The sequence below is a fragment of the Sphaerisporangium dianthi genome (genome assembly GCF_042654065.1).
GTDB classification, from domain to species: domain Bacteria; phylum Actinomycetota; class Actinomycetes; order Streptosporangiales; family Streptosporangiaceae; genus Sphaerisporangium; species Sphaerisporangium dianthi.
In genome coordinates this window covers 199,694-223,375 of record NZ_JBHSFP010000012.1, presented here as the reverse complement: position 1 = coordinate 223,375, position 23,682 = coordinate 199,694, and the positions used below count along the sequence as shown (strand labels likewise).

Sequence of the window (23,682 nt, the reverse complement as noted above, 5' to 3'; positions counted from 1 at the left end):
TCGATTTGAAATCTAGTGAGGCCGGGGTGGGGAGCCAAGCCCCTAAGATCCCCCCGATACCCCCTAACACGTTTATCGTGCGGCGATGTGCTCGCTGATCCCCTGTATTACCGAGGCGGCGTGCTCGTTGAGGTAGAAGTGCCCGCCGGGGAATATCTTCAGGGTGAACCGGCCGGTGGTGTGCTCGCCCCACCGGCGGGCCTCGTCGATGGTCACCTCAGGGTCGTCGTCGCCGGTGAGCGCCGTGATCGGGCAGCGCAGCCCTGGCCCGGGCCGGTACCGGTAGGTCTCGGCGGCCTTGTAGTCGCTGCGCACGGCGGGCAGGATCATCCGCAGCATCTCCTCGTCCGCGAGCATCTGGGAGTCGGTGCCGCTCATCCGCTTCAGCGTCCCTATCAGGCCCTCGTCGTCCGACAGGTGCACGTACTCCTCGCGGTGGCATGACGGCGCCCTGCGGCCGGAGGCGAACAGGCCGAGCGGTGTGACGTCCTCGGCCTCCAGCCGCAGCGCGACCTCGAAGGCCAGCGTGGCGCCCAGGCTGTGCCCGAACAGCGTCATCGGCCGGTCCGTCCATGCCCGGAGCTCGGCGACGACGAGGTCGGCCAGTTCGCGGACGTCGGCGACGCAGCGTTCCGTGCGGCGGTCCTGCCTGCCGGGGTACTGGATGGCGAGCACTTCGACGGCGGGGGCGAGCGCGCGGGACACCGGGAAGTAGTACGAGGCCGACCCGCCCGCGTGCGGGAAGCAGATCAGGCGGGTCTCCGCCTGGGGCGACGGGTGGAACCGGCGGACCCACGCGCCGGTCTCTATGGATGTGCCAGTCATGTCCGCTCGACTCTCCATTCTCGGGCTGTCAGTCGCGCCGGCCGGATGTCCAGGCCCCTGGCGCGTGGTAGTCGTTCTCCGGCCGCCATCGCGAGATGCGCCGGGCTTGGCCGCCGGTGGCGGCTCCGGCGCGGGAGACGGCGAGCAGGGCCACCACCAGGGCGGCGATCTCGACCTCGTCCGGGCTGCCCCGCAGGACGCGGAAGAACGGGGCGGCGTTCGCGTCGTCCATCGACGGGACCTAGATCGGCGGGTTGCCGTGCTTGCGCGACGGCAGCGGAGCGTGCTTGCCGCGCAGCATCGCCAGCGCGTCGATCAGGACGGGGCGGGTGGCAGCGGGGTCGATGACGTCGTCGACCAGGCCGCGCTCGGCCGCGTAGTAGGGATGCATCAGTTCCTGCTGGTACTGCTTGATCCGGTGAGCCCGCGCCACGGCGGGGTCGGGGGAGGCGGCGATCTCCCGGCGGAACACCACGTTCGCCGCGCTCTCGGCGCCCATCACCGCGATCTCGTTCGTCGGCCAGGCGAAGGACAGGTCCGCGCCGATCGACCGGGAGTCCATCACGATGTAGGCCCCGCCATAGGCCTTGCGGAGGATCAGCTGGATGCGCGGGACCGTCGCCGCGCAGTAGGCGTAGAGCAGCTTCGCGCCGTGCCGGATGATGCCGTTGTGCTCCTGGTCGCGGCCGGGAAGGAACCCCGGCACGTCGACGAGCGTGACCAGCGGGATGCTGAAGGCGTCGCAGAGCTGCACGAACCGGGCCGCCTTCTCGGAGGCGTGGATGTCCAGCACGCCGGCGAGCGACGCCGGCTGGTTGGCCACGATGCCCACCACGTGCCCGTCGAGCCGGGCGAACCCGCAGATGATGTTCGTGGCCCACAGCGCGTGCACCTCGAACAGGTCACCGTCGTCGACGATCTCCTCGATGACCGACCGCATGTCGTAGGCGTGGTTGGGGTCGGCGGGCACCAGGTCCAGCAGTGCCTCGTTGCGCCGGTCGGGCGGGTCTCCGGTCACGACGACCGGCGGCAGCTCCCGGTTGTTGGCCGGCAGCATCGCCAGCAGGTGCCGGACGTCTTCCAGGCACTCGGCCTCGTCGTCGTACAGGAACGTCCCCGCGCCGGAGATCGTCGTGTGCACCTCGGCGCCGCCGAGCTGGTCGTGCGTCACCTTCTCGCCGGTCACCGCGTGCACCACGTCGGGTCCGGTGATGTACATCTGGGAGGTGTCGCGCACCATGAAGACGAAGTCGGTGAGCGCCGGAGAGTAGGTGGCGCCGCCCGCGCACGGTCCCAGCATGACGCTGATCTGCGGGATGACGCCGGACGCCTTGACGTTGCGGCGGAAGATCCCGCCGTAGCCCGCCAGCGCGGTGACGCCTTCCTGGATCCGGGCGCCCGCGCCGTCGCTGAGGCTCACCAGCGGCGCGCCGGCGGACTCCGCCAGGTCCATCACCTTGTGGATCTTCTCGGCGTGCGCCTCGCCGAGCGACCCGCCGAAGATGCGGAAGTCGTGGGCGTAGACGAAGACCGTGCGGCCCATCACCTTGCCCCAGCCCGTCACCACGCCGTCGGTGTGCGGGCGCCGGTCCTCCAGGCCGAAGCCGGTGGCACGGTGCCGGCGCAGTTGCTCGATCTCGCGGAAGGTGCCCTGGTCGAACAGCAGGTCCAGCCGCTCGCGGACGGTCCGCTTCCCCTTGGCGTGCTGCTGTTGCGTCGCGCGGGGCGACAGTCCTTGCGACACGTCGTGCTTGAGCGCGTGCAGCTCGGCCACGCGCGCTCTCGCGTCGTGGCGCGAGGACAGGCTTTCCTCGTCCACCGCGACATGGTTGTAAGTGACAGTCATACGCCACCCATCCGATTATCCGGATACGGCCGCGGAATCGGCCGATCGACATTCATCTAAACGGGGCGACGATGGGATGCACCAGCCGCTCGATCCCCTTAACCGATACCGGCGTCCCCTAATTGTTCCCCCCTATCCCGCACCCTCGCGCCGGGCGCGATTTTGAGCGCGCAAAGTCACGGCGCGAGGGAAATCACGGGGTTCGGGATTCGTCGATGGGCGAGCTGAAAAGAATGCGGTCCCAGAAATGTCGCCGCCCGGCTTCGGGCGGCGACGGATAAGGCTGTGTTCCTGTCTGGCGGGTCAGCCGGAGGCGGCGCCCAGCGGCGCGACGCCATTCGGCGACAGCTCCGCGGGCAGGTCCTTGCGGCCGGCCACGTTGAGCTTGCGGTACACCCGGGTGAGGTGCTGCTCGACCGTGCTCGGCGTGATGTACAGCCGCTGGCTGATCTCCCGGTTGGTGTGCCCGAGCGCGGCCAGCGAGGCGACCCGGCGTTCGGCCTCGCTGAGCACCGACTCGCCCTGCTCGGGTTCCGGGTCCACCTGTTCGTGGCCGCGGGCCCCCGCCAGGAGCGGGATCTCCATGTCCACGCCGCAGGCCTTGGCCTCCCGGCTCGCCCGGTAGGCCATGACGCGGGCCGGGCCGAACTCCCCGATCTCGTGGTAGACCTCGCTGAGCAGGGCGAGGGCGCGTGCCAGCTCCAGCCGGTCGCCGGAGCGCTGCAGGTTGTCGATGGCGTCCCTGAGCAGCGCGGGCCGCTGCTGCAGGTCGCTGCTCGCGGCCATCACCCGCAGGGTGATCCCCTTGATGTGCCGGCTGATGCCGCCGAGCCGTTCCAGTTGCTCGGACAGCAGGGCCCTCGCCGTCTGGCACTGGTCCAGGCGCAGGTGCACCATCGCCAGGTCGCTGCGCCACGGCACCAGCGCGGGAGTGTCGAGGTCGAACTCGCGCATCAGGTCGCCGCAGCGGTGGAAGTCGCTGAACGCGGCGAGCACCCGGTCGGTCTCCAGGAAATGGTGGCCGCGGGCGTGCAGGTACCGCGCGCCGATGACCGTATCGAACATCGACTGCGGGACGACGCACTGCATGATGCTCGCGGCCTGGTCGTGCCGGCCCATGCCCGTGGTGGCCAGCAGCAGCGTGGACAGGGGGTAGCCGATGAGGATCCCCCAGCTCTGCGCGGGCAGCAGGTCCAGCGCGGAACGCGCCTTCTCCTCCGCCGACTCCAGCTGGCCCCGCCGGAGCGCGATCTCCGCGCTGACGCTTCCGAGCAGCGCCTGCCAGGTGACGGCGCGCCGCCGCATGGCCTCGTCGAGCAGCATGTCGCACCAGGTGGTGGCGCTGTCGAGCTCGTCCACGTACGTCAGGGCGAGCAGCGCGGTCATGACGATCTCCAGCGTCGCGTCGCTCAGGGGCGAGCTCTGCAGGAGGTGCCGCGCGCTGCTGACGACGTCGTCGCGCACGCCGCGGTGCAGCATCGTCGTCAGCGTCGCCACCGTCCGGGTCCACGGGTTGCCGTTGCCCGGGACGGCGCCGCCGCAGGCCGTCCACGCCGTCTCCCTGAACGCCGGGCCCTGGCGCGTCCCGTAGATGAGGTGGTAGGTGAGCTGCAGCTCGGCGACGATCTGCGCGTCGGCCGGGTCGTTGGAGTCGACCAGCACCGCCAGGGCCTTGGCGGCCCCTTCCAGGTCGCCCTGCCACAGCAGGCACCTGATCACCGCCGCCGCGTCCCTGCCGGTGAGGACGCGGTCGAACAGCGCCTCCCGCAGCGGCGTGAGCCACCGCGCCGCCGCGGACGGGTTGTCCCGCCACTCGACCGTGGCGAGCGCCATTGTGATCAGCGCGCGCTCGCGCTCGTCCGGGCCGCCCCTGAGCGCGAGCTTCAGGCAGCGTCCGGCGAACTCCACGTCGTCGATGGCGAACGCCTGCTCCGCGGCGTCGCGCAGCACTTTGATCGCCCACGGCCGGGCGACCTGGTCGGCGGCGACGATGTGCCGGGCGATCCTCGCCGAGGCCATGCCGCGCTGGTAGAGCATCTCGGCCGCCCGCAGGTGCATCGCCGCGCGCTCGCGCGGGGGGATGCCGTCCAGGACGGCGGCCTCGGCGGACGGGTGACGGAACCGTCCTCCGACGAGCAGTCCCGCCTCGGTGAGGACGTCGAGGACCTGCGTGACGGAGTCCAGCTCCATTCCGGTCAGGTGCCCGATCAGGCTCGACGTGATGTCCTCGCCGAGCAGCGCGGCGCCGCGGGCCACCTCCAGCAGGCTCGGCTCCCACCGGTGCAGGCAGTCGAGCACGGCCTGCACGAAGGCGGAGCTCACCAGAAGCTCTCCGGCCATGTTGATCGGACGTGCCGCGGGAGAGAGCTGGTCGGCCGCCAGCGCTCGGACCAGCAGCGGGTTCCCGCCGGTCACCGCGTGGAACGCGGGTGTCAGGCCGGCCGCGCCGGACTGGCCGAGCTCCGAGGTGACCAGCTCCGTGACGCCCCTGTGGGAGAGCGGCGCCAGGCGGATCTGGCGGTAGGGGTGCCGGGTGAGTTCTCCCCGGAACCAGGGACGGGTCGGGTAGGGCTGCGCCCACTCGGTGAGCACCAGGCACACCTGGGACCGCCGCATGCGGCGGATCAGGTAGAGCAGCACCTGGAGGGATGGGCCGTCGGCGAAGTGGACGTCGTCCACCGCGATCACGACCGGCCGCTCCCTGGCCAGTTCGAGCACCATTTCGCAGACCCGGCGCGCGAAGGCGGCGGCGGCGGGCGTGAAGACGACCGAATCGCCGTCGTCCCTGCCATGGGCGTCGATCTCACCCGAGGCCAGTTCCGCCGCCAGGGCGGCCAGCTCGGCCGGGACGGCCTCGCTCCTGACCAGCTGCCCGAGCACGCCCATGCGCAAGGTGCGTTCCGCGCGCGACCCCGTGGCGCTGAGGAGCAGCGCCCCCTTGTCGCACGCGCGTTCCCAGAACGCGCGTAGCAGCGCGGTCTTCCCGCTGGCGAGGCCGCCTCCGATCAGGACGACCTGCGCCCCACCTTCGGCGCAGTCCTCAATTACCCCGTCGAGTAAGTATTCCTCAACGCTCCGTTCGACGAGCATGGTAGCCCCCAGACTCGGCAACTTTCCTGCGGCATGCTGACACCAAAGGCTCGGCGCGTGCTTCGATCTGTCGACCGTCGGGACGAGGAGTTGGACGGTCACACTGGCGCCTAGACCTCGTGTACGCACATCCGTCTAGTTATTGCTAACGATAAACATGGCGCTTTAGCAAGGCAAGAGACTCACGTACTCCTGGTGCGTTCCACAGCAAGAAGTCTTGGACCGGACTCGGTCGCCGGCGGGGGCGCGTTCTGCGGCCGCCGGAGGCTTGGCTGCTCTTATTCGCAGGTCACAGGCCATATCGTCGCTCACAGCCAGCATCCGGCGACGGCCGGCGACGACGAGGGCCGTCGGCGATAATCCTCGCGCCCGCGTCCTTACTTCGTTCCCCGGCAGGCGCCCGGCCGCGGCCGCGACCGCCACACAGAGTTATCAAGTGAGGACCCAATCGCCTCTGGATGCCGCACAGGAAACACCCGCGAAACACTAATTCGGGACATTCGGAAAAACCAATTTTTCGGCTGGAGTGCAATTGAACAAGATCTTTACGCGCCCCTAGGGCCGCCGAGGTAGGGGCTCGCCGCCCGATCGCGCCGGCATTCTTCCGCCCGTCGCCGGCCGTTCGTTTTTCATTCATGCTTTCCGTCGTCCGGCGCCCTGGCCAGGCCAGGAAGCGGGGGACGGCCGCACGAGGACCTCCGGTGGCCGTCACGACGCGTCCGCGACGCCTTCCCGGCCCCTTGGGCGGCGCCCATTCGCGACGCCGTTCACAGCGTCCTTTCGCGAGACCTCGCCGTGCCCGTCGCGCGCTTTCCGCGCGCACGCACCGTGGCAGGCCGCGTACTCGGCCCACGCTCCGGAAACCACGCGGCAGCTGCGCCCTTCCGGACGCCGGCGCGACGCTGCGTCAGTTGTTCCCCGCACGCCCGTCAGCCGCCGCGGATACTCCGGCGATCACTCCCGCGCGCCCGGTCATCCCGCCCCCGCGCACAGCGACCGGCCGCCACCACGGTGGCGCACGGACCACGCCGGCGCACCGGCCGGCGGTGGTCGCTCGGCCCGGATCGTGCTTTCACCCCGTGGCACGCGCGGCTCGGCGTCCGCCGGGGAACGGCGGCCGGGCCGGCAGGCGGGCCCGCCGCCCGTCCTCCGCCGAAGAAGATCAGCCGGGTGCCCCTTGGGCCGACGGGCGGATCCGCCGCACGCGCGGCGCCCGGTCGTCAGGCGGGCCGGAACCCGGCGAGCGGGCTGGTGTCGCAGGCGCGATCGGCACGGGCCCGGGTCCGCTCTCTGGGCTCGATCGCGACCATGACCGGTTCGCCGGCTCCGGCCCGCCGGGGGCGGCGGGAGTGGTCGGCCCCCGGCCGGGGCACCGCGGCGGCGTCGACGGACGCGAGAGCGAGGTCGCCGTTCCCCCGCACGCATTCGGGGTCGGGGCCGTCCATCGGCAGGCCGGTGAAGAACTTCGCGGCCATGCATCCGCCTCGGCAGGAGTCGTAGGCCGAGCATGCGGAACACGCGCCACCGCTCTGCGGCGCGCGCAGCTCGGCGAACAGCTCGGAGTCCCGCCACACCCCCGTGAAGCCGCCCGGCGAGCGCACGTTGCCGGCGCGGAACCGTTCATGGATGGCGAACGGGCACGCGTACACGTCGCCGACCGGGTCGATCAGGCAGACCACGCGGCCGGCTCCGCACATGTTCAGTCCAGGGAGCGGCGTCGAGCCCAGCGCGTTGAGGTGGAAGAAGGAATCGCCCGTCAGCACCTTGTCCCCGTTGGCCAGCAGCCAGTCGTAGAGCTCGCGCTGCTGGCGCCCGGTCGGATGGAGGTCGTGCCAGGCGTCCGCGCCACGCCCGGACGGACGCAGACGCGTGATCCGCAGCTGCGCGCCGTACTCGGCGGCCATGGCGGCGAAGTCGTCGAGCTGACCGGCGTTGTGCCGGGTGAAGACGACGCTGATCTTGAAGTTGGCGAAGCCGGCGTCGGCCAGGTTGCGCATCGCCGTGGTGGCGATGGCGAAGGAGCCGGCGCCGCGCACGGCGTCGTTCACCTCGGCGGTCGCGCCGTCGAGCGAGATCTGCACGTCCACGTAGTCGTTGGCCGCCAGCCGCCGCGCGCGGTCCGCGGTGAGCCGGACACCGTTGGTGGAGAACTTCACCCCCACCTGGTGCGCGGTGGCGTAATCCACCAGTTCCCAGAAGTCCGGCCGGATCGTCGGTTCTCCGCCGCCGATGTTGACGTAGAACACCTGCATCCGCTGCAGCTCGTCGATGACCGCTCTGCACTCGTCGGTGTCCAGCTCCCGGGGGTCGCGCCTTCCCGACGACGACAGGCAGTGCACGCACGACAGGTTGCAGCCGTAGGTGAGCTCCCAGGTGAGACAGATCGGGGCTGCCAGCCCCGACTGGAAGTGGTCGACCAGCTTCATGCCGTGTTCTCCCCACGATCTCGGTTCGGTGACCAGCGTTTCGAGGGATCAGCGTGATTCGATGGTTCCGGCCTCGGCCAGCCCGGCCAGGGCCTTCAGGTAGGCCGGGAGCTGTTCGGCCGGCACGCCCGCGTCCCGCAGAGCGGTGTGCACGTTCTCGCACGTTTCAAGCCCGCGCACCACCTCGACCAGCGCGGGGGTCTTCAGGAACGACAGCCGGCGGGTGCCGAAGTGGTAGGCGAGCGCGCCGAAGGGCTCGGGACGCAACGCGACCTGCGGCGAGCAGCGGTACGGCCGATCAGGGTCGAACACCGCGTCCCTCCTGTCAGTAGACGCCGCACATGCCGTCGATCGAGATCTCTTCGATGAGGAGCTCGTCCTCGACCTCAGAGTCGGCTGCGGCGTTTTCCGTCTCGAACATGGGATACCTGCCCTTGCGAGATAGATGAACGGTCTTGTGCGGTGACCGGCATGACGCTAATCGAGCCGATCTCCGGCGGAAAGAGACGGCCCGCGCGTTTACGGGCCCCTAACCTGGGTGGCCACCCCCCTGTAATGGACGTGCGTCCACCTGCCTCCCGCCATCCCCGCACGCCCTCCGCGCCGGGGACGGAAGGGATCAGGGCGCCGGATTGTCGGTGCCGGCTGCCAGGATGGCGCCCGCCTGCTCGCCGGGGGTGCGGGGGCTCGCCGGTCACGACGGAGGTAAGGGGTGTTCGCTGCGCTGCAGGGAGCGGCCAAGGCACTGCTGTGGGTGCGGGTGCTCAACCAGCTCGGGGCGTACGCGCTCGCCTTCCTCGCGGTCCTCGCCGGCCCCGACCTCGCGCCGGCCGCGCTGGCGATCTTCGGGGTCGCGGCGCTGCTCTCCCGCTGGGGCGGTGCCCTGTTGCTCGACCGGCTGCCGCCAGGGCTCACCGTGTCCGCCGGCCTGGGCGCGACGGGGCTGTCGTTGCTGATCCTGGCGTTCGCGCGCACCCCCGGCCAGGTGCTGGTCGCCGTCGCCCTGGTGGGCCTCGCCTTCGAGATCTACGAGCCGGCGAGCCAAGAGCTGGTGGCGGCGGTCACCGAAGGAGGCCGCCGCCAAGAGATGTACGGGCTGCTGGGCAACGCTCTGGTGGCGGCGGGCGCGGTGGCCGGGCTGATCGCCGCGGTGCTCCTCCCCCTCGGAGTGCGGTGGCTGGTGGTCGTCGACGCCCTCACCTGCCTGGGCGCCTCCGCCCTGGCGCTGGCGTTCCTGCCGCGCGACCGCCTCGCGCCGCCGTCCCCCCGCAGAGGGCGATGGCGGCCGCCGGCGGTGCTGGTGCGGTTCACGCTCGCCGGCACCGCGTTCGCGGTCGGCTACCTGGCGGTGGTGATGTTCCTGCCGCTGACGCTGCTGCGACGCGGCGCCCCCGCGTGGCTTCCCGGCCTCGTGCTGGCCGGCGCCGCCCTGCTGGCGCCGGTGGCCCTGTGGGCGACGCGGCGGCCGCTGGCCGCGCGTCCGCACGCGGCGGTTCTGGCCGCGGGCGCCGTCGCGCTCGGCGTGCTGGCCGTGGCGATGGCCAGCGCGCAGGGCCTCGTGCTCATCATCGGGGCCTATCTGGCGTGGACGGCCGTCAACGGCGTGCTGCTGGGCCGGTGGATGTCGCTGGTCGCCGACGCGGCGCCCGAGGCCGAGCGCCCCCGATGGTTCGCCTTCCTCGGGTTGTCGTGGGGCGTCGCCCAGCCCGTCCTGCCGGGCGTGGTCGTGCTGGCCGAGGGCATCGCGGGCACGTCGGGGTCGGCGGCGTTCCTCACCGCCGGCGCGGCCTTCCTCCTCGTTCCCCTGCTCCTGCCCGCTCGTCGTCCCGCACGTCGTCCCGCACGTCCGTCTCCTGGCGTCCGGCCCGAGTCGTGCTCGCCCGAGCCGCCCGCCCCATCGGCCACCGGTCATCCCCCTTAAGGCCCTGGCCGTCGCCAACGCCTTACCGCTCAGCCCTCGTGACCACTCGCCTTCGCCGGGCCGGGCTCCCAACCGGTGCGGCGCCGGCTATTGCCTTCTTTGCGGGATGACAGCAGAGTGGCGAAACCAGGGGGCGTCCACGACGGGGAGAGTGGTGGATACGCATCGGGAGAGACCTGTCCTGCGTGGGCTGTTCGCGGCGGCACTGTTGTGGGGGCGGGTGCTGCTGCTCGTGGTGATGTTGTGGGATGTGCTGATGTCCGCGCTGACCGTCGATCCACCGATCCGCCCCACCGCGGAGTTCCGGGCGGCGCTGCGGACGGGTGAGGTCACCTACGCCATCGTGGAGGAATCCGAGGGGGCCCTCCGCGACCTGCGGTGGTCGACCGGGGCGCTCGCCTGGCATCGGGCGGGCCTGAGCCTTCCCGGTGACGGCTATGCGCAGGCCGAGTTGCGGAAGGATCTCGGTGCCGTGCGCGTGCTCCCTCCGATCGATTGGCGCGACACCACCGCCCGCCGGAACAACCTCATCCCCCGCTGGCCATTCGACATCCCGGTCCCGTACGGGGGGTGGCTGCCGGGCGCCGCCTGGGTCCTGACCTTCCTCGTCATGCTCGGCACGCCGCGGCCTCGGCTCGGCAACCGCTGGGCGTGGTTCTGGGTCTTCACCGTCGGCCAGGTCGGGGCGATCATGTTCGTGGCGCTCGAACCCCGGCCGCTGTGGCGGGCGATCGCCGAGGACCGGCCCGCGTCCTCGCGGATGGCCGGCGGCCAGGGGTGCGCGTTCTCCATCCTCGTGGGGTTCGCCTCGGGCATCGCCTTCTTCGGCGTCGGCGATGCCGTCGAGATGATCCGCCGGATCACCGGCTCCTGAGCCGGCGTTGCGCGGGGGACGGCGGTTCAGGAGCGGACTGGACGCCGGGGCCGGCCGTGGCGGCGGGGCCGGCCGTGGCGACGGGGGCGGCGGCCGTGCGGAACGGGCGCTGGCGCTCGTCCTGCTGGTTGACCAGCGTGTTGTGGAACGACTCGATGAACCAGTGGCCGCCGCGCTTGACGACGACGCTGCTGTTGATGGAGAGGTTGGCCGGGCGGCAGTCCGTCTCGGCGGCGTACAGCACGCAGTCCTTCCTGATGATGACCGCGGTCAGGGGCGACACCATGCGGATCTTCTCGGTCAGCCGCAGCAACCGGGTGTCCTTGAGCTGGTTGCCGAAGTAGTGCTTGAGGCGGGCGGCGATCACCGCACGCCCGTGCAGGTGCTCGCCCTTGATGTTCACCAGATCGGCGTCCGGGGTGTACACCGCGGCGTAGGCGGTGGCGTCCCCCCGTACCCACGCCTCGGCCTGCCGCCGCCAGATGTCGCTCAACACGGCGAGGTCGGGATCGGAGCCCCCCGGCCCGTGGGACGTCGCCGCCGCCGCGGGCGGCAGCGCGCACGACAGCGCCATGACCGCGCCCCCGACGAGCATCAGACCGCTGTTCATCGTCCTGCGCCGACGGATTTCCATTCATGCCCCCGTTCATCCGCTCTCCGAGCCAACATATATGCGGTTCGCCCGCCGGTCCGGCCATGCGCCCGCGTGTCCCGCTATGCGACTCAATTCGGGCGTATGATCCCGATATAACCATCACCTAGCGCACAATAACCGATAAAGCAGAGCGAACCATACTTGCTGGTCAGCCGGCACATTGCATCGCACCTCCCCCAGCAGACTTCCATCTCCGCCTTTTCTCCAGCGAGCCTGCACCGTGGCCGACGGAAAGAGCACGACAATGGCGACAGGGGGGATGACATATGCAGATAGCTGTCCTTGGAATGGGCAACATGGGGCGCGCGGTGGCCGGTCGGCTGACCGCTCAGGGGCATCGGCTCAGCGTCTGGAATCGGACGCCGGGCAAGGCCGGGGAGGTGGTCGCGGCCGGGGCGGTGGAGGCGTCCTCCGCCGCGGAGGCCGCGCGGGACGCCGACACAGTGATCATGTCGCTCGCCGACGACCGGGCCGTCCTCGACGTCATGGAGCGGATCACCGAACAGCGGTCCGCTCCCGACTCGCAGGTCGTGGTCGACATGAGCACCGTCTCGCCGCGGACCTCGCGCCGGCTCGCGGACATGGCCCCCGGGCACCGCTTCGTGGCCGCGCCGATCATCGCCGCGCCGAAGACCGTTCTCGACGGCATGGCCTCGGGCCTGCTGGGCGGCGAGCGCCGCCTGGTCGACCGGCTGGAGCCCCTCTGGGTCCGCCTGTTCAACGTCCACTGGTTCTGCGGGGAGGACCCCGGCAGCGCGACGACGTTCAAACTGCTCAACAACTACCTGCTGATGGCCGAGATCGCCATGGTCGCCGAGGTGGTCGCGACCGCGGAGGCCGCGGAGCTGGACATCAAGCTCCTGCGCGAGGTGCTGGACCAGTGGCCGACCGTGCCGATCGGCATCCGCAACCGCCTCGACGACATCATCGGCGGAGACCACCAGGGCTGGTTCTCCACCCGGCTCGGCGCCAAGGACGTGCGGCACCTGGTCGACACCGCGGACGCGCACGGGCTGTCGCTGCCGATCGCGCGGCTGGTCGGGCGCCGGTACGAGCAGGCCGCGGAGCACTGCGGCAGCGGCGCCGACATCGCCGCCGTCGTCGAGGTGCTCCGCGCCGAGCACCGTGACGGCCGCTCCGCCGCGGGCGATGCCTGACATGGCCGGCCGCGCACGGCCGGCACGCGGGCGAGGCGGTGCCCGCCCATGACCGCGAACAGCCCCATGACCACGAACGGCCTCGCGCCCGCGAACGGCGCCCGTCCGCTGGTCGCGCTGGTGACCGGCGCCAACCAGGGCATCGGCCGCGAGATCGCCGCCCAGCTGGCCGGGCTCGGCATGACCGTGCTGCTCGGCGCCCGCGACCCGCGCCGGGGAGAGGAGGCCGCCGCCGCGCTGCGGTCGGCGACGGGCGCGGACGTGCGCGCGCTCACGCTGGACGTGACCGACCGCGCCTCGATCGACGCCGCCACCAAGTACGCCGCCGAGCAGTTCGGCGTGCTCGACGTCCTGGTCAACAACGCCGGCATCCTGGGCGACCTGCCGGGACAGGATCCCTGCGACGCCGATCTCGACGCCATCAGGGAGGTCTTCGAGACCAACGTCTTCGGCGTGATCGCCGTGACCTCCGCGATGATCCCGCTGCTGACGCGCTCGGCGGCGGGGCGCGTCGTGAACCTGACCAGCGGTCTCGGCTCGCTGGCGCTGATGAGCGACCCTGCGGGACCGTTCGCCCGCAGGCCGCCCACGGCGGCGTACGCGCCGTCCAAGACGGCGGTCAACGCGCTGACCGTGCAGTACGCCAACGCGCTGCGCGCGCACGGGGTGCTGGTGAACGCGGCGGACCCGGGGCCGTGCGCGACGGCCTTCGCACCGGCCCTGCGCGGCCTCGCGCGCACCGCGGCCGACGGCGCCGAGGTCGCCGTGCGGCTGGCCACGCTGGGCCCCGACGGCCCCACGGGCGGCTGCTTCGGCGCCGACGGCCCGATCCCGTGGTGAACGCCGTCGCCGGCCCTCCGCCTCGGCGGGGGGCCGGCGACGGCGGGGGGTCAGTAGCCGCGTGAGAGCCGCACCCCGGGGCCGGTGACGCGCGGGTCGTCGATGTTGTCGACCAGGTTCCCGCTGGTGACGATGGACATGCCCTCGCCCTGGCCCTTCTTGAACAGCATGCCCGTCTCGCGCTTGGTGCCCTGGCCGAGAATGGTGTTGCCGGTCACCGCGGCGTGCCCGGTGCCGTAGTTGACCTCGTCGAGCGCCAGGTAGACGAACTTGGCGTCACGGGGCAGCGGGCCGGTCAGCTGACGGGCGCGCGGGAAGGGCCCGATGCCGAGCTTGCGCGCCTTGCTGTAGGTGGCCAGGACGTCCGGCGGCGGCAGGAACCGGTGGATGCGGTTGCCGGTGATGGTGGTGGCGGCCTCGCCCTGCAGGTCGCAGCGGACGCCGTAGTAGGTCTGGTTCGCCGTCCCCTCCGTGCCGAAGTCCTCGATGTAGTTGTTCTGGATCGAGGTGCCGAAGCAGCGGTGGGCGTCGATCGCGTGCTTGGGGGTGGCGTACAGGTGCAGGTCGCTGAAGGTCCACCCGGCCGCGTTGTCGGACTCGATGGCGCTCCCGTCGCTGAAGCCGATCCAGGAGCGCTGGAAGGTCCAGTCGGTGACGGAGTTGCCCGGGTCCACCACCCGCAGGCCCGAGCCGCCCGACCCTTCGATGTCGGCGTCGCTGATGATGCTGTTCACCATGCTGTTCTGCAGCAGGGTGCCGTTCTTGGACGGGTTGCTGATGCGGATGCCGTCGGAGGGGGCGCCGTAGATGTCCACGTCGTAGATCCTGGCGTTCCACGACCGCAGCATGAGGCCGACGGTCCCGGTGTTGGTGTCCCGGTTGCCGTCGAGCGTGAGCCGTTCGACCCGCACCGTGTCCGAGCTGTACTCGGCGTCGTCGACCCACGACTCCGAGGCGAGCATGGCGGGCAGGTTCGCGCCGTCCGCCTGCTTGATGACCGTGCCCGCCTTGCCGTCGCCGCGGTAGGTGCGGCGGTCCCGGAGGGTGATCGTGGCGTTGATCAGGCACGGACCCTTGAAGACGACCTCGTCGCCCTCGCGGGAGGCGTCGATGGCCGTCTGCATGGTGGCGGCGTCGCCCGCCGTGTTGTCGCAGGTCACGTCGATGCGGGCGGCCGACGCGGGAGCGATGGGCAGGGCCACCGCGACGGCGGTGGCGGCCAGCGCCAGCGCGATGCCGCCCGCCAGCGGACGGGCGCGCATGCGGCGGGCGGTGAGGAGCGGAGAGCCGGTCGCCGACCGGAATGGTAAGCGGGCCGCCGAACGGAGCCGTGCAGGGATTTTCGACACTTCTGTCCCCTTTGAAGTCCTATGGAGGTTCGCGGGGGCGTGCGGCGATGAGGCTTCCCCGTATCTCCGCCTCCCCCGTGGTCCGGCCACATCATGACAGCTTCAGGGATCATCTTGTGATCTTTTGTTGTGACCCGGCGCGGCGATGCGATGGGCGTGCCGGCGCGGTGATGCCGAGCACGCCGAGTGCGGAGACGATCACGTCGCGGCCGCCCTCGGCGGCCGGCCCGCACGGCTTGGCGTCTCGCGTGCGGGCGGCCCGGCCCGTCAGCCGGTCTCGGGGGTCATGGTGATGGCTCCGCAGGGGCATTCGGCGGCGCACAGGCCGCAGCCCTTGCAGTAGTCGTAGTCGATCTCGAACCGCTCCCCCGGCCCGAGCTTGATGACCGCGTTGTCGGGGCACACGCCATAGCAGTTGTCGCACTCGAAGCAGTTGCCGCAGGACAGGCAGCGCCGCGCCTCGAACAGCGCGGTCGACTCGTCCAGTGCGCCTTGCACCTCGTCGAAGGTGGAGGTGCGCCGGGCGAGGTCGAGCCGTGGGCGCACGGTCGCCGGGGCGTCGCTGTAGTACCAGGTGTTGAGCACGTTGAAGGTGGCGGGCGCGTGGCGCGGCGCGGGCCGGTAGGCGGTGCCGCGCAGGTAGCCGTCGATGTGGCGGGCGGCCTTCTTGCCGTGGCCGACGGCGACGGTGACGGTGCGCTCGGAGTGCACCATGTCACCACCGGCGAACACCCCCGGGCACCCGGTCGCGAAGTCCTCGCCGATCTTCACCACGTCGTCCGCCACCTCGACGCCGGGCAGGCCGCGCAGCAGGGACAGGTCCGGCAGCTGGCCGAGCGCGAGCACGACCGTGTCGGCCTCCAGTTCCTCCAGCTCCCCGGTCGGCTGGGGGAAGCCGGCTTCGTCCAGGCGCATCTTCTCGACGATGACGCGCTCGCCGTCGGCGCGGGCGATGGTGGACAGCCACTTCATCCTCACACCTTCCTCGACGGCCTCCTCGACCTCGAAGGCGTGCGCGGGCATGCGCTCGCGGATGCGCCGGTAGACGACGACCGCGTCGGTCGCGCCGAGCCGGCGGGCGGTGCGGGCGGCGTCCATCGCGGTGTCGCCGCCGCCGTAGACGACGACGCGCCGGCCGAGCAGCGGCGGCCCCTCGCCCTCCATGCCGCGCAGCATCGTCACCGCGTCCAGGACGCGGGCGGTGTCGCCGGCGGGGATGTAGGCCCGCCGGCCGATGTGGGCGCCGACGGCGAGGAAGGCGGCGTCGAAGCCGCCCTCGCGCATGGCCGCGGGCAGGTCGGTCACCGTGCGGCCGAGCTCGACCTCGACGCCCATGCCGGTGATGCGCCGGATCTCGGCGTCGAGCACCTCGCGTGGCAGGCGGTAACGCGGGATGCCGTAGCGCATCATGCCGCCTGCGGCGTCGCCGGCGTCCATGACGGTGACGGCGTGCCCGAGGCGCGCCAGATGGTAGGCGGCCGACAGCCCGGACGGCCCGGCGCCGACCACCAGGACCCGCTTGCCGGACGGCGGGGCCTCGACCGCGACCGTCCAGCCGCTGCGGATGGCCTCGTCCCCCAGGAAGGCCTCGACCGCGTTGATGCCGACGGCCTCGTCGAGCTGCCCGCGGTTGCACTCGGTCTGGCAGGGGTGGTAGCAGACCCTCCCCATGACGGCCGGGAACGGGTTGTCCTCCATGATCTTGCGCCAGGCGGCCTCGTAGGAGCCGTCCTCGGCCCGGTACAGCCACTGCTGGACGTCCTCCCCCGCCGGGCACGCCTGGTTGCACGGGGGCAGGCGGTCCACGTAGACGGGCCGTTCGGTCCGCCACGCGCCGGTCTTGTTGGCGAGGCTCGATCCGACGTCGAGCGTGATCGCGAACGGCTTGTCCATGTCTGGTCACCAACTCGCTAGTCAGGAAGGTGGTCCACCAGGCCGAACCGGCGGATGTTGCGGTAGGCCATCGCCTGGAGCCGGGCGAGGGTGGCGGTGTCCGGCGAGTCGCCGAACAGGTGCGCGTACCTGCCCTGCAGCCGCAGGAAGTCCTCCACCGGCACCCGGCGGCGGATCTTGGAGACGGACGTCACCTCGCCGTGCTCGGCCTCGAAGACCGGGAACAGCCCCGACTCCTTGGCCAGCCGCGCGACGTGGACGGTCTCGCAGGAGACGGTGGCCCAGCCCAGCGGGCAGGGCACCAGGACGTGCAGGTAGCGGGCGCCGTGCATCCCCATGGCCCGCCCCACCTTCTCCTCAAGGTCGCGCGGCTCGGCGACGGTCGCGGTGGCGACGTAGGGGATCTCGTGCGCCATGGCGATGAGCGGGACGTTCTTGCCCTGCCCGAAGACGTTGCCCGGGTGGTCGCCGACGGTCTGGGTCGTCGTGGTGCGCGCCGCGGGCGGCGTGGCGCCGGAGCGCTGGACGCCGGTGTTCATGTACGCCTGGTTGTCGTAGCAGATGTACAGCACGTCGTCGTTGCGCTCGAACATGCCCGACAGACAGGCGAAGCCGATGTCGACGGTGCCGCCGTCCCCGCCCTGGCCGACGACCCGCACGTCGTAGCGGCCCTTGGCCCTCATCGCGGCGGCGACGCCGGTGGCGACGGCGGGGGCGTTGCCGAACAGGGAGTGGATCCACGGCACCTGCCACGAGGTCTCGGGGTAGGGGGTGGAGAAGACCTCCAGGCAGCCGGTGGCGTTCACGGCGACCATCCGGCCGCCCGTGGCGCGCATGGCCGCGTCCAGGGCGTACCGGGCGCCGAGCGCCTCGCCGCATCCCTGGCAGGCGCGGTGACCGGACTCCAGGGAGTTGGCCCGCTCGGGGTCGGCCTGGACGGACCGGTCACGCGGCCCCAGAAGGCGGTTGCCGACCGCGAAGCTGCCGACCTGGTAGAACTTGATCTGCTTGGCGGCCATCTCTATCTTCCTCTCGTCGCCAGGTCGCGGAGAATGTTCTCCGCTCTCGGCCCCGACCGGCGGCGCTTGCTCGTGCGGCGCAGCTCCCGATCGACCAGTTCCTGGTCCAGGTCGAGGAAGGTCAGCTCGTCCAGGCGCCCGGCCGCGGCGTCGGCGAACAGCCGGTGCAGCGACTTCTTCGTGACAGGCCGCCCGCCGAGGCCGGCGATGACGGTGTGGCAGGAGTCCGCCCGGCCGGCGGGCAGGGCGGCGCGCACGTCGGCGGTGACGATGCCGCCGACGCCGACCGCCAGCGCCCGTTCCAGCACCACGACCGTCCGGGCTTCCTTCAGCGCCTCCGCCAGCGCGCGCCGCGGGAAGGGGCGGAAGGCGGTGAGGCCGACGGCGCCGATCCGCACGCCGGCCTCGCGCCGCTCGTCGACGACGTCCTTGACGGTGCCGAGCACCGAGCCGAGCGCCACGACGACGGTCTCGGCGTCCTCGGTGCGGTAGGTGCCGAGCAGCCCGCCGGCCCGCCGCCCGAAGACGGCCTCGAAATCGGCGGCGACCTCGGGGATGAGGTCCAGCGCACGCGTCTGGCAGGCGTGGGCCAGGTAGCGGACCTCGGTGAACGCCTCCGGCCCGACCATCGCGCCGATCGACACCGGGTCGTCGGGGTCGAGCACCTGGCGTGGCTCGTAGGGCGGCAGGAAGGCGTCCACCTGCTCCTGGGCGGGCATGTCCACCCGCTCGTAGGCGTGGGTGAGGACGAAGCCGTCCATGCACACCATCACCGGCACCGACAGCTCCTCGGCGATCCTGAACGCCTGGACGTGCAGGTCCAGCGCCTCCTGGTTGTTCTCCGCGTACAGCTGGATCCAGCCGGAGTCGCGCTGGGACATCGTGTCGCTGTGGTCGTTCCAGATGTTGATGGGCGCGCCGATCGCGCGGTTGGCGACCGTCATCACGATCGGCAGGCCGAGCCCGGAGGCGTTGTACAGCGCCTCGGCCATGTACAGCAGGCCCTGGCTCGCGGTCGCCGTGTACGTCCTGGCCCCGGCTGCGGAGGCGCCGATGCCGACCGACATGGCCGCGAACTCCGACTCGACGTTGACGAACTCGCACGGGGCCAGTTCGCCGGACTTCACCAGCGCGCTGAGCGCCTCGACGATGTGGGTCTGCGGCGAGATGGGATAGGCGCAGATCACCTCGGGGCGGCACAGGGCCACCGCCTCTGCCACCGCGCGCGATCCCTCGATCTGCCTAAGCATCGGCCGGCTCCAGTCCTGTCCAGGCATGGCCGCGCGGGCCGGCCAGCAGCGCCATCTCCGTGAGCACGTACGCGTGCGCGTCCGCGGCGGCGGCCACGTTGCGCTCGGCGGTCCGGCCGGAGAACTTCTGCCGGACGGCCGCCTGCACCGACTCCAGCGAGACGACGCCGCTCATCGCGGAGAACGCGCCGAGCAGCACCGCGTTGGGCACCGGCCGGCCGAGGTGCTTGAGCGCCAGTTCCGTCGCCGGGACCGTCAGCAGCCGTTCGCGCAGGAACGCGGTGGCCGGGCCGGTGAGGCCGAGCTCGGCGAGGCCGCGCGCGGAGTTGATCAGCACGTAGCCGCGGGGGTTGAGCCCGGCGAACAGGCCCGGGCGGCCGAGCAGCGTCGCGTCCTGGACGATCAGCGCGTCCGGCCGCACGATCGGCTCGCGCACCCGGATCTCCCGGTCGTCGATGCGGCAGAACGCCATGATGGGCGCCCCCGTGCGCTCGGAGCCGAACGTGGGGAACGCCTGCGCGTACCTTCCTTCGAGAAAGGCGGCGATGGACAACATCTCCGCCGCGGTGACCACCCCTTGGCCGCCACGCCCATGGATCCGTATCTGGAACATCGCCGCCTCCCTCCTGCTTCGCCGGCTTTCTGTGTAACCGCGTTCCGAGATCACTTGCAGGGCCGTAAGTCCCGCGGGAACAGGCCTCCCCGACGTGACCACAGGCCCTTCGGCCCGTCGGCACACGGCATCGGGCCCAGCAAGCTGGCGCAAGGACGTGCGAAGGGGAGACCGATGAACGCCACCAAGGCAGGCGTCGTGAAGGAGACCGCACCCGGCGAGCGGCGGGTCGCGTTGAGCCCGGACGGTGTCGCGCGGCTCGGGAAGGCCGGGATCGGCGTACTGGTCGAGTCGGGCGCCGGGGCCGCCGCCTGGTTCTCCGACGGCGCGTACATCCAGGCAGGCGCCGAGATCGCCACCCGCGACGAGCTGTACGCGCGGGCGGAGGCGGTGCTGACCGTGGGCCCGCCGGCGGCGGCGGGCCTCAGGCGCGGCCAGGTGGTGATCGGGCTGTCGCGGCCCGCCCCAGCGGAGATCGCCGCGCTGGCCGGGCGCGGGGTCACGGCGATCTGTTTCGAAGGGCTGCCCCGGACGATCAGCGCGGCGCAGCCGATGGACGCGATGACCTCACAGGCGACCATCGCGGGATACCGGGCTGCGGTGCTGGCCGCCGGCGCCTACGGGCGGCTGTTCCCCCTGCTGATCACCGCGGCGGGCACCGCGCCCCCCGCCCAGGTGCTGGTCCTCGGCGCCGGGGTGGCGGGACTGCAGGCGATCGGCACCGCCCGCAGGCTCGGCGCCGTCGTCACGGGCTTCGACGTGCGGCCCGCCGCACGCGAGGAGGTCGCCTCGCTCGGGGCGGCGTTCCTGGGGCTCGCGTCGGCCGCGTCCGCCGCCGGCGAGGGCGGGTACGCCCGGGCCCTCACCGCGCCGGAGCGGCAGGCCCAGCAGGAAGAACTGGCCGGGCACGTGGCGCGCTTCGACATCGTCATCACCACCGCCCAGGTGCCGGGCCGCCGCCCGCCGCTGCTGGTCACCGAGGCCGGGCTCAAGACCATGCGGCCGGGGTCGGTCGTGGTGGACCTGGCCGCCGGGGAGTTCGGCGGCAACGTCGAGGCGTCCGTGCCGGGCGAGACGGTGGTCACCGGCGAGGGGGTCACCGTGATCGGCGCGGGGAACCTCGCCTCGACCATGCCAGCCGCCGCGTCCACCGCCTACTCCAGCAACGTCTGCGCGCTGCTGGCGCACCTGATGCCCGACGGGGCGCTTGCCATCGACCTCGGCGACGCCGTCCAGGCGGGGGTCGTCGTCACGCACGCCGGGCGGATCGTCCACCCGGTGAACGGCGCGGCCACCGCGGCGCGCCAGGACGGAGGCTCCACGTGAACCCCGAGTTCGTCAGCGACCTGACGGTCTTCGTGCTGAGCCTGCTGGCGGGCTTCGAGGTCATCAGCAAGGTGCCCACCACCTTGCACACGCCCCTGATGTCGGCGGCCAACTCCGTCCACGGCATCGTCCTGGCGGGCGCCGTGCTCATCGCCGTCACCGCCGACGGCCCGCTCGGCTACGCGATCGCCTTCGTGGCGGTGGCGTTCGCGGCGATGAACGTCTTCGGCGGCTACGTGGTCACCGACCGGATGCTGGAGATGTTCCGCCCCCGCCGGGACTCGGGAGAGACGACCCGATGAGCGCCTTCGACACGGTGATCCGCCTGGTCTACCTGGCCGCGGCCACCTGCTTCGTGCTCGGCCTGCACCTGATGAACTCCCCGGTCACCGCCCGGCGCGGCAACCTGCTGTCGGCCGGCGGCATGACGGCGGGCATCGTCGCGGCCCTGGCCGTGCTCTTCCACGCGGGGACCGCGCGTCCCGCCGCGCTGCTCGTGGTCGCGGCGGGCGCCGTCGCGGGCGCGGGCGCCGGCCTGGTGGGCGCCCGCCGCGTCAAGATGACGGCGATGCCGCAGCTGGTCAGCCTGTTCAACGCGGTCGGCGGCGGCGCGGCCGCCCTGGTCGGGGTGCACGACTTCCTGCGGCTCGGCGGCGCGCCGATGGACGTCCGGAACTCCGTGCCACTCGCCCTGGACACGGTGATCGGCGCGGTGACCTTCTCGGGGTCGCTGGTCGCCTCCGGCAAGCTGCAGGGCGTGGTGCCCGGCCGTCCCATCGTGTTCCCAGGGTCCCGCTGGACCAGCCTGGCGCTGGCGACGGCGATGGGCGTCGCGGCGGTGATGCTCGCCGCCGGCGTGGGCGGCACGGCGCCGCTCGCCGTGCTGGCGCTCGCGGCCCTGGCGTTCGGCGTCGCCATGGTGCTGCCGATCGGCGGCGCGGACATGCCCGTCGTGATCTCCCTGCTGAACGCCTTCACCGGCACCGCGGTCGCGATGGCGGGGTTCGTGATCGGCAACACCCTGCTGATCATCGCCGGGGCGCTGGTCGGCGCGTCCGGCGCCATCCTCACTCGCCTGATGGCCGCCGCCATGAACCGGTCGATCGGCAACGTCATCGCCGGCGGCTTCGGCACCGCCGACGGAGCGGCCCCGGTCACCGCGGGCGCCGGGCGGGTGCGCGCGGTCTCGGCCGACGACGTCGCCGTCCAGCTCGCCTATGCCGCCAAGGTGGTGTTCGTGCCCGGGTACGGGCTCGCGGCGGCGCAGGCCCAGCACGGGCTGCACGACCTGGCCGAGATCCTGGAACGGCGCGGGGTGGAGGTGTCCTACGCCGTCCACCCGGTCGCCGGGCGGATGCCCGGCCACATGAACGTGCTGCTCGCCGAGGCCGGCGTGCCGTACTCGCAGCTCAAGGAGATGGACGAGGTCAACCCGGAGTTCCCGCGGGTGGACGTCGCCCTGGTGGTCGGCGCCAACGACGTCACCAACCCGGCCGCCCGCCGCCCCGGCAGCGCGATCTCGGGCATGCCGATCCTGGACGTCGACCGGGCGAAGAGCGTGATCGTCGTCAAGCGGTCGATGGGGCACGGGTACGCCGGGATCGACAACGAGCTGTACACCGACCCGAAGACCGGCATGTACTTCGCCGACGCGAAGAAGGCGATGGCGGAGATCACGGCGGCCGTCAAGACACTCGTCGGCTGAACGCCGTGCGGTCTACCGCGGGCCGCGAGGCCCGCCGAAGGCCACCCGGCGGCGTGACGGCCGGGCGACCCGGCGACCCGGCGACCCGGCGACCCGGCGACCCGGCGACCCGGCGACCCGGCGACCCGGCGACCCGGCGACCCGGCGACCCGGCGACGGCATGATCGTGGCGCGGGCGGCACGTGGGGGCCGTCCGCGCCACGTCGTCAGCCGTTCCCCCGGCGTCACACCGGCTGAACCGGCTTGGCCGTCTCGGCCGGCTTGGCCGTCTCGGCCGGCTTGGCCGCCTGGACCGGCTTGATCCGCTTGAGCGGCTTGGCCGTCTCGACCGGCTCGGCCGTCTCGACCGGCTTGACCGTCTCGACCGGCTCGGCCGGCTGAGCCGGCTTGGCGGAACCGACGGGCCTGGCCGACCCGACGGGCCCGGCCGGCTTGGGCGGCTGGATCGGCTTGGGCGGCTCGGCGCGCTCCAGAAGGGGCGCGGCCCCGTCCTGCGGGCCTGACGCGGTCTCCTCCACGCGCTCGGTCTCGACCGACCACTCCGCCGCCAGCGCGGCCAGGGCCCCCACGGCGGTGACGACGGGGGCGGCGATGAACGCCACCACGCCGACGGTGACCGGGATCTCCATGACGACGTGCCCGCGGGAGTTCTTGATCTTGACCCGCTGGACGTTGCCCTCGTGGATGAATTCCTTGATCTTGACCGCCAGCTCCCCGCCGCGGACCCGTACCTCTTGCCTCGTGACCGTCATCTCCATGGCTCCTTCCGCCGGTGTCGATGCGGTTACCAGCATGCCGAGGTCGCGGCCCCCGCGCCGGGGACGAAGGTCCCGCGGAAGGCGGCGGGAGGCCCCTTTCCCCGCCGCCCGGCGGCGGCGACGATGGGCGGCGGG

Annotated in this window: 21 protein-coding genes; 7 read left to right on the top strand and 14 right to left on the bottom strand. The window is 72.0% G+C overall.

Annotated features, from left to right (window positions below):
* Positions 1 to 72 precede the first annotated feature (72 nt).
* From ACFO60_RS19765 to mftA, 7 genes are all read right to left on the bottom strand, one after another.
* A complete protein-coding gene (locus ACFO60_RS19765) occupies positions 73 to 825 on the bottom strand; it encodes a thioesterase II family protein (RefSeq protein ID WP_380841978.1) in 753 nt (250 codons plus the stop codon).
* Between the two features lie 28 nt (positions 826 to 853).
* Positions 854 to 1,057, bottom strand: coding sequence for an acyl-CoA carboxylase epsilon subunit (locus ACFO60_RS19760; protein ID WP_380841976.1), 204 nt, complete (start codon positions 1,055 to 1,057; stop codon positions 854 to 856).
* A 9-nt stretch (positions 1,058 to 1,066) separates the two neighbouring features.
* Positions 1,067 to 2,644, bottom strand: a complete 1,578-nt coding sequence (locus ACFO60_RS19755; protein WP_380841974.1) for an acyl-CoA carboxylase subunit beta — start codon at positions 2,642 to 2,644, stop codon at positions 1,067 to 1,069.
* A gap of 330 nt (positions 2,645 to 2,974) precedes the next feature.
* Positions 2,975 to 5,761, bottom strand: coding sequence for an ATP-binding protein (locus tag ACFO60_RS19750; RefSeq protein WP_380841972.1), 2,787 nt, complete (start codon positions 5,759 to 5,761; stop codon positions 2,975 to 2,977).
* Between the two features lie 1,220 nt (positions 5,762 to 6,981).
* The gene (gene mftC, locus ACFO60_RS19745; RefSeq protein ID WP_380841970.1) at positions 6,982 to 8,187 is read right to left on the bottom strand and encodes a mycofactocin radical SAM maturase; all 1,206 of its coding nucleotides are present in this window, start codon (positions 8,185 to 8,187) and stop codon (positions 6,982 to 6,984) included.
* 48 nt (positions 8,188 to 8,235) lie between these two features.
* A complete protein-coding gene (mftB, locus tag ACFO60_RS19740; protein WP_380841968.1) occupies positions 8,236 to 8,499 on the bottom strand; it encodes a mycofactocin biosynthesis chaperone MftB in 264 nt (87 codons plus the stop codon).
* Positions 8,500 to 8,512: 13 nt separating this feature from the next.
* Positions 8,513 to 8,608, bottom strand: coding sequence for a mycofactocin precursor MftA (mftA, locus tag ACFO60_RS19735; protein ID WP_380841966.1), 96 nt, complete (start codon positions 8,606 to 8,608; stop codon positions 8,513 to 8,515).
* Positions 8,609 to 8,899: 291 nt separating this feature from the next.
* Here mftA and ACFO60_RS19730 point away from each other — a divergent pair, with 291 nt between their 5' ends.
* Positions 8,900 to 10,108: an MFS transporter gene (locus ACFO60_RS19730; RefSeq protein ID WP_380841964.1), complete on the top strand. Its 1,209-nt coding sequence runs from the start codon at positions 8,900 to 8,902 to the stop codon at positions 10,106 to 10,108.
* Positions 10,109 to 10,262: 154 nt separating this feature from the next.
* Positions 10,263 to 10,982 carry a hypothetical protein gene (locus tag ACFO60_RS19725; RefSeq protein WP_380841961.1) on the top strand — a complete coding sequence of 240 codons (720 nt, stop codon included), beginning with the start codon at positions 10,263 to 10,265 and terminating at the stop codon, positions 10,980 to 10,982.
* Here ACFO60_RS19725 and ACFO60_RS19720 read toward each other — a convergent pair.
* Positions 10,969 to 11,616 carry an SgcJ/EcaC family oxidoreductase gene (locus ACFO60_RS19720; RefSeq protein ID WP_380841959.1) on the bottom strand — a complete coding sequence of 216 codons (648 nt, stop codon included), beginning with the start codon at positions 11,614 to 11,616 and terminating at the stop codon, positions 10,969 to 10,971. The two genes, ACFO60_RS19725 and ACFO60_RS19720, sit on opposite strands and share 14 nt — an antisense overlap.
* Positions 11,617 to 11,903: 287 nt before the next feature.
* Between ACFO60_RS19720 and ACFO60_RS19715 the strand changes: the two genes are divergently transcribed.
* A complete protein-coding gene (locus ACFO60_RS19715; RefSeq protein ID WP_380841957.1) occupies positions 11,904 to 12,794 on the top strand; it encodes an NAD(P)-dependent oxidoreductase in 891 nt (296 codons plus the stop codon).
* A gap of 48 nt (positions 12,795 to 12,842) precedes the next feature.
* On the top strand, positions 12,843 to 13,634 hold the full coding sequence (locus ACFO60_RS19710) for an SDR family NAD(P)-dependent oxidoreductase (protein ID WP_380841956.1): 792 nt from the start codon (positions 12,843 to 12,845) through the stop codon (positions 13,632 to 13,634).
* A 50-nt stretch (positions 13,635 to 13,684) separates the two neighbouring features.
* Here the strand turns inward: ACFO60_RS19710 and ACFO60_RS19705 are convergent, their stop codons facing one another.
* The 5 genes from ACFO60_RS19705 to ACFO60_RS19685 all read right to left on the bottom strand — a co-directional run bounded on the left by ACFO60_RS19705 (position 13,685) and on the right by ACFO60_RS19685 (position 19,758).
* The gene (locus tag ACFO60_RS19705) at positions 13,685 to 14,896 is read right to left on the bottom strand and encodes a right-handed parallel beta-helix repeat-containing protein (RefSeq protein WP_380841955.1); all 1,212 of its coding nucleotides are present in this window, start codon (positions 14,894 to 14,896) and stop codon (positions 13,685 to 13,687) included.
* A gap of 354 nt (positions 14,897 to 15,250) precedes the next feature.
* On the bottom strand, positions 15,251 to 16,876 hold the full coding sequence (locus tag ACFO60_RS19700) for an NAD(P)-binding protein (protein ID WP_380841954.1): 1,626 nt from the start codon (positions 16,874 to 16,876) through the stop codon (positions 15,251 to 15,253).
* 17 nt (positions 16,877 to 16,893) lie between these two features.
* A complete protein-coding gene (locus ACFO60_RS19695; RefSeq protein ID WP_380841953.1) occupies positions 16,894 to 17,895 on the bottom strand; it encodes a thiamine pyrophosphate-dependent enzyme in 1,002 nt (333 codons plus the stop codon).
* Between the two features lie 2 nt (positions 17,896 to 17,897).
* On the bottom strand, positions 17,898 to 19,145 hold the full coding sequence (gene porA, locus ACFO60_RS19690) for a pyruvate ferredoxin oxidoreductase (RefSeq protein WP_380841952.1): 1,248 nt from the start codon (positions 19,143 to 19,145) through the stop codon (positions 17,898 to 17,900).
* A complete protein-coding gene (locus ACFO60_RS19685) occupies positions 19,138 to 19,758 on the bottom strand; it encodes a 2-oxoacid:acceptor oxidoreductase family protein (RefSeq protein WP_380841951.1) in 621 nt (206 codons plus the stop codon). The genes porA and ACFO60_RS19685 overlap by 8 nt, the downstream gene beginning before the upstream one ends.
* 174 nt (positions 19,759 to 19,932) lie before the next feature.
* Between ACFO60_RS19685 and ACFO60_RS19680 the strand changes: the two genes are divergently transcribed.
* The 3 genes from ACFO60_RS19680 to ACFO60_RS19670 are packed head-to-tail and all read left to right on the top strand — an operon-like array spanning position 19,933 to position 22,789.
* Positions 19,933 to 21,084, top strand: coding sequence for an NAD(P) transhydrogenase subunit alpha (locus tag ACFO60_RS19680; RefSeq protein ID WP_380841950.1), 1,152 nt, complete (start codon positions 19,933 to 19,935; stop codon positions 21,082 to 21,084).
* Positions 21,081 to 21,386: an NAD(P) transhydrogenase subunit alpha part 2 gene (locus ACFO60_RS19675; protein ID WP_380841949.1), complete on the top strand. Its 306-nt coding sequence runs from the start codon at positions 21,081 to 21,083 to the stop codon at positions 21,384 to 21,386. The genes ACFO60_RS19680 and ACFO60_RS19675 overlap by 4 nt, the downstream gene beginning before the upstream one ends.
* Positions 21,383 to 22,789, top strand: coding sequence for an NAD(P)(+) transhydrogenase (Re/Si-specific) subunit beta (locus ACFO60_RS19670; protein ID WP_380841947.1), 1,407 nt, complete (start codon positions 21,383 to 21,385; stop codon positions 22,787 to 22,789). The genes ACFO60_RS19675 and ACFO60_RS19670 overlap by 4 nt, the downstream gene beginning before the upstream one ends.
* Before the next feature lie 224 nt (positions 22,790 to 23,013).
* Here ACFO60_RS19670 and ACFO60_RS19665 read toward each other — a convergent pair whose 3' ends face one another.
* The gene (locus ACFO60_RS19665) at positions 23,014 to 23,541 is read right to left on the bottom strand and encodes a DUF4342 domain-containing protein (protein ID WP_380841946.1); all 528 of its coding nucleotides are present in this window, start codon (positions 23,539 to 23,541) and stop codon (positions 23,014 to 23,016) included.
* Positions 23,542 to 23,682 lie beyond the last annotated feature (141 nt).

Excerpts from the sequence above, each read along its gene's own strand:
- ACFO60_RS19765 (WP_380841978.1), bottom strand. The coding sequence starts at position 825 with ATGACTGGCACATCCATAGAGACCGGCGCGTGGGTCCGCCGGTTCCAC.
- ACFO60_RS19760 (WP_380841976.1), bottom strand. The coding sequence starts at position 1,057 with ATGGACGACGCGAACGCCGCCCCGTTCTTCCGCGTCCTGCGGGGCAGC.
- ACFO60_RS19750 (WP_380841972.1), bottom strand. The coding sequence starts at position 5,761 with ATGCTCGTCGAACGGAGCGTTGAGGAATACTTACTCGACGGGGTAATT.
- mftC (WP_380841970.1), bottom strand. The coding sequence starts at position 8,187 with ATGAAGCTGGTCGACCACTTCCAGTCGGGGCTGGCAGCCCCGATCTGT.
- mftA (WP_380841966.1), bottom strand. The coding sequence starts at position 8,608 with ATGTTCGAGACGGAAAACGCCGCAGCCGACTCTGAGGTCGAGGACGAG.
- ACFO60_RS19720 (WP_380841959.1), bottom strand. The coding sequence starts at position 11,616 with ATGGAAATCCGTCGGCGCAGGACGATGAACAGCGGTCTGATGCTCGTC.
- ACFO60_RS19715 (WP_380841957.1), top strand. The coding sequence starts at position 11,904 with ATGCAGATAGCTGTCCTTGGAATGGGCAACATGGGGCGCGCGGTGGCC.
- ACFO60_RS19710 (WP_380841956.1), top strand. The coding sequence starts at position 12,843 with ATGACCGCGAACAGCCCCATGACCACGAACGGCCTCGCGCCCGCGAAC.
- ACFO60_RS19705 (WP_380841955.1), bottom strand. The coding sequence starts at position 14,896 with ATGCGCGCCCGTCCGCTGGCGGGCGGCATCGCGCTGGCGCTGGCCGCC.
- ACFO60_RS19700 (WP_380841954.1), bottom strand. The coding sequence starts at position 16,876 with ATGGACAAGCCGTTCGCGATCACGCTCGACGTCGGATCGAGCCTCGCC.
- ACFO60_RS19695 (WP_380841953.1), bottom strand. The coding sequence starts at position 17,895 with ATGGCCGCCAAGCAGATCAAGTTCTACCAGGTCGGCAGCTTCGCGGTC.
- porA (WP_380841952.1), bottom strand. The coding sequence starts at position 19,145 with ATGCTTAGGCAGATCGAGGGATCGCGCGCGGTGGCAGAGGCGGTGGCC.
- ACFO60_RS19685 (WP_380841951.1), bottom strand. The coding sequence starts at position 19,758 with ATGTTCCAGATACGGATCCATGGGCGTGGCGGCCAAGGGGTGGTCACC.
- ACFO60_RS19680 (WP_380841950.1), top strand. The coding sequence starts at position 19,933 with ATGAACGCCACCAAGGCAGGCGTCGTGAAGGAGACCGCACCCGGCGAG.
- ACFO60_RS19670 (WP_380841947.1), top strand. The coding sequence starts at position 21,383 with ATGAGCGCCTTCGACACGGTGATCCGCCTGGTCTACCTGGCCGCGGCC.
- ACFO60_RS19665 (WP_380841946.1), bottom strand. The coding sequence starts at position 23,541 with ATGACGGTCACGAGGCAAGAGGTACGGGTCCGCGGCGGGGAGCTGGCG.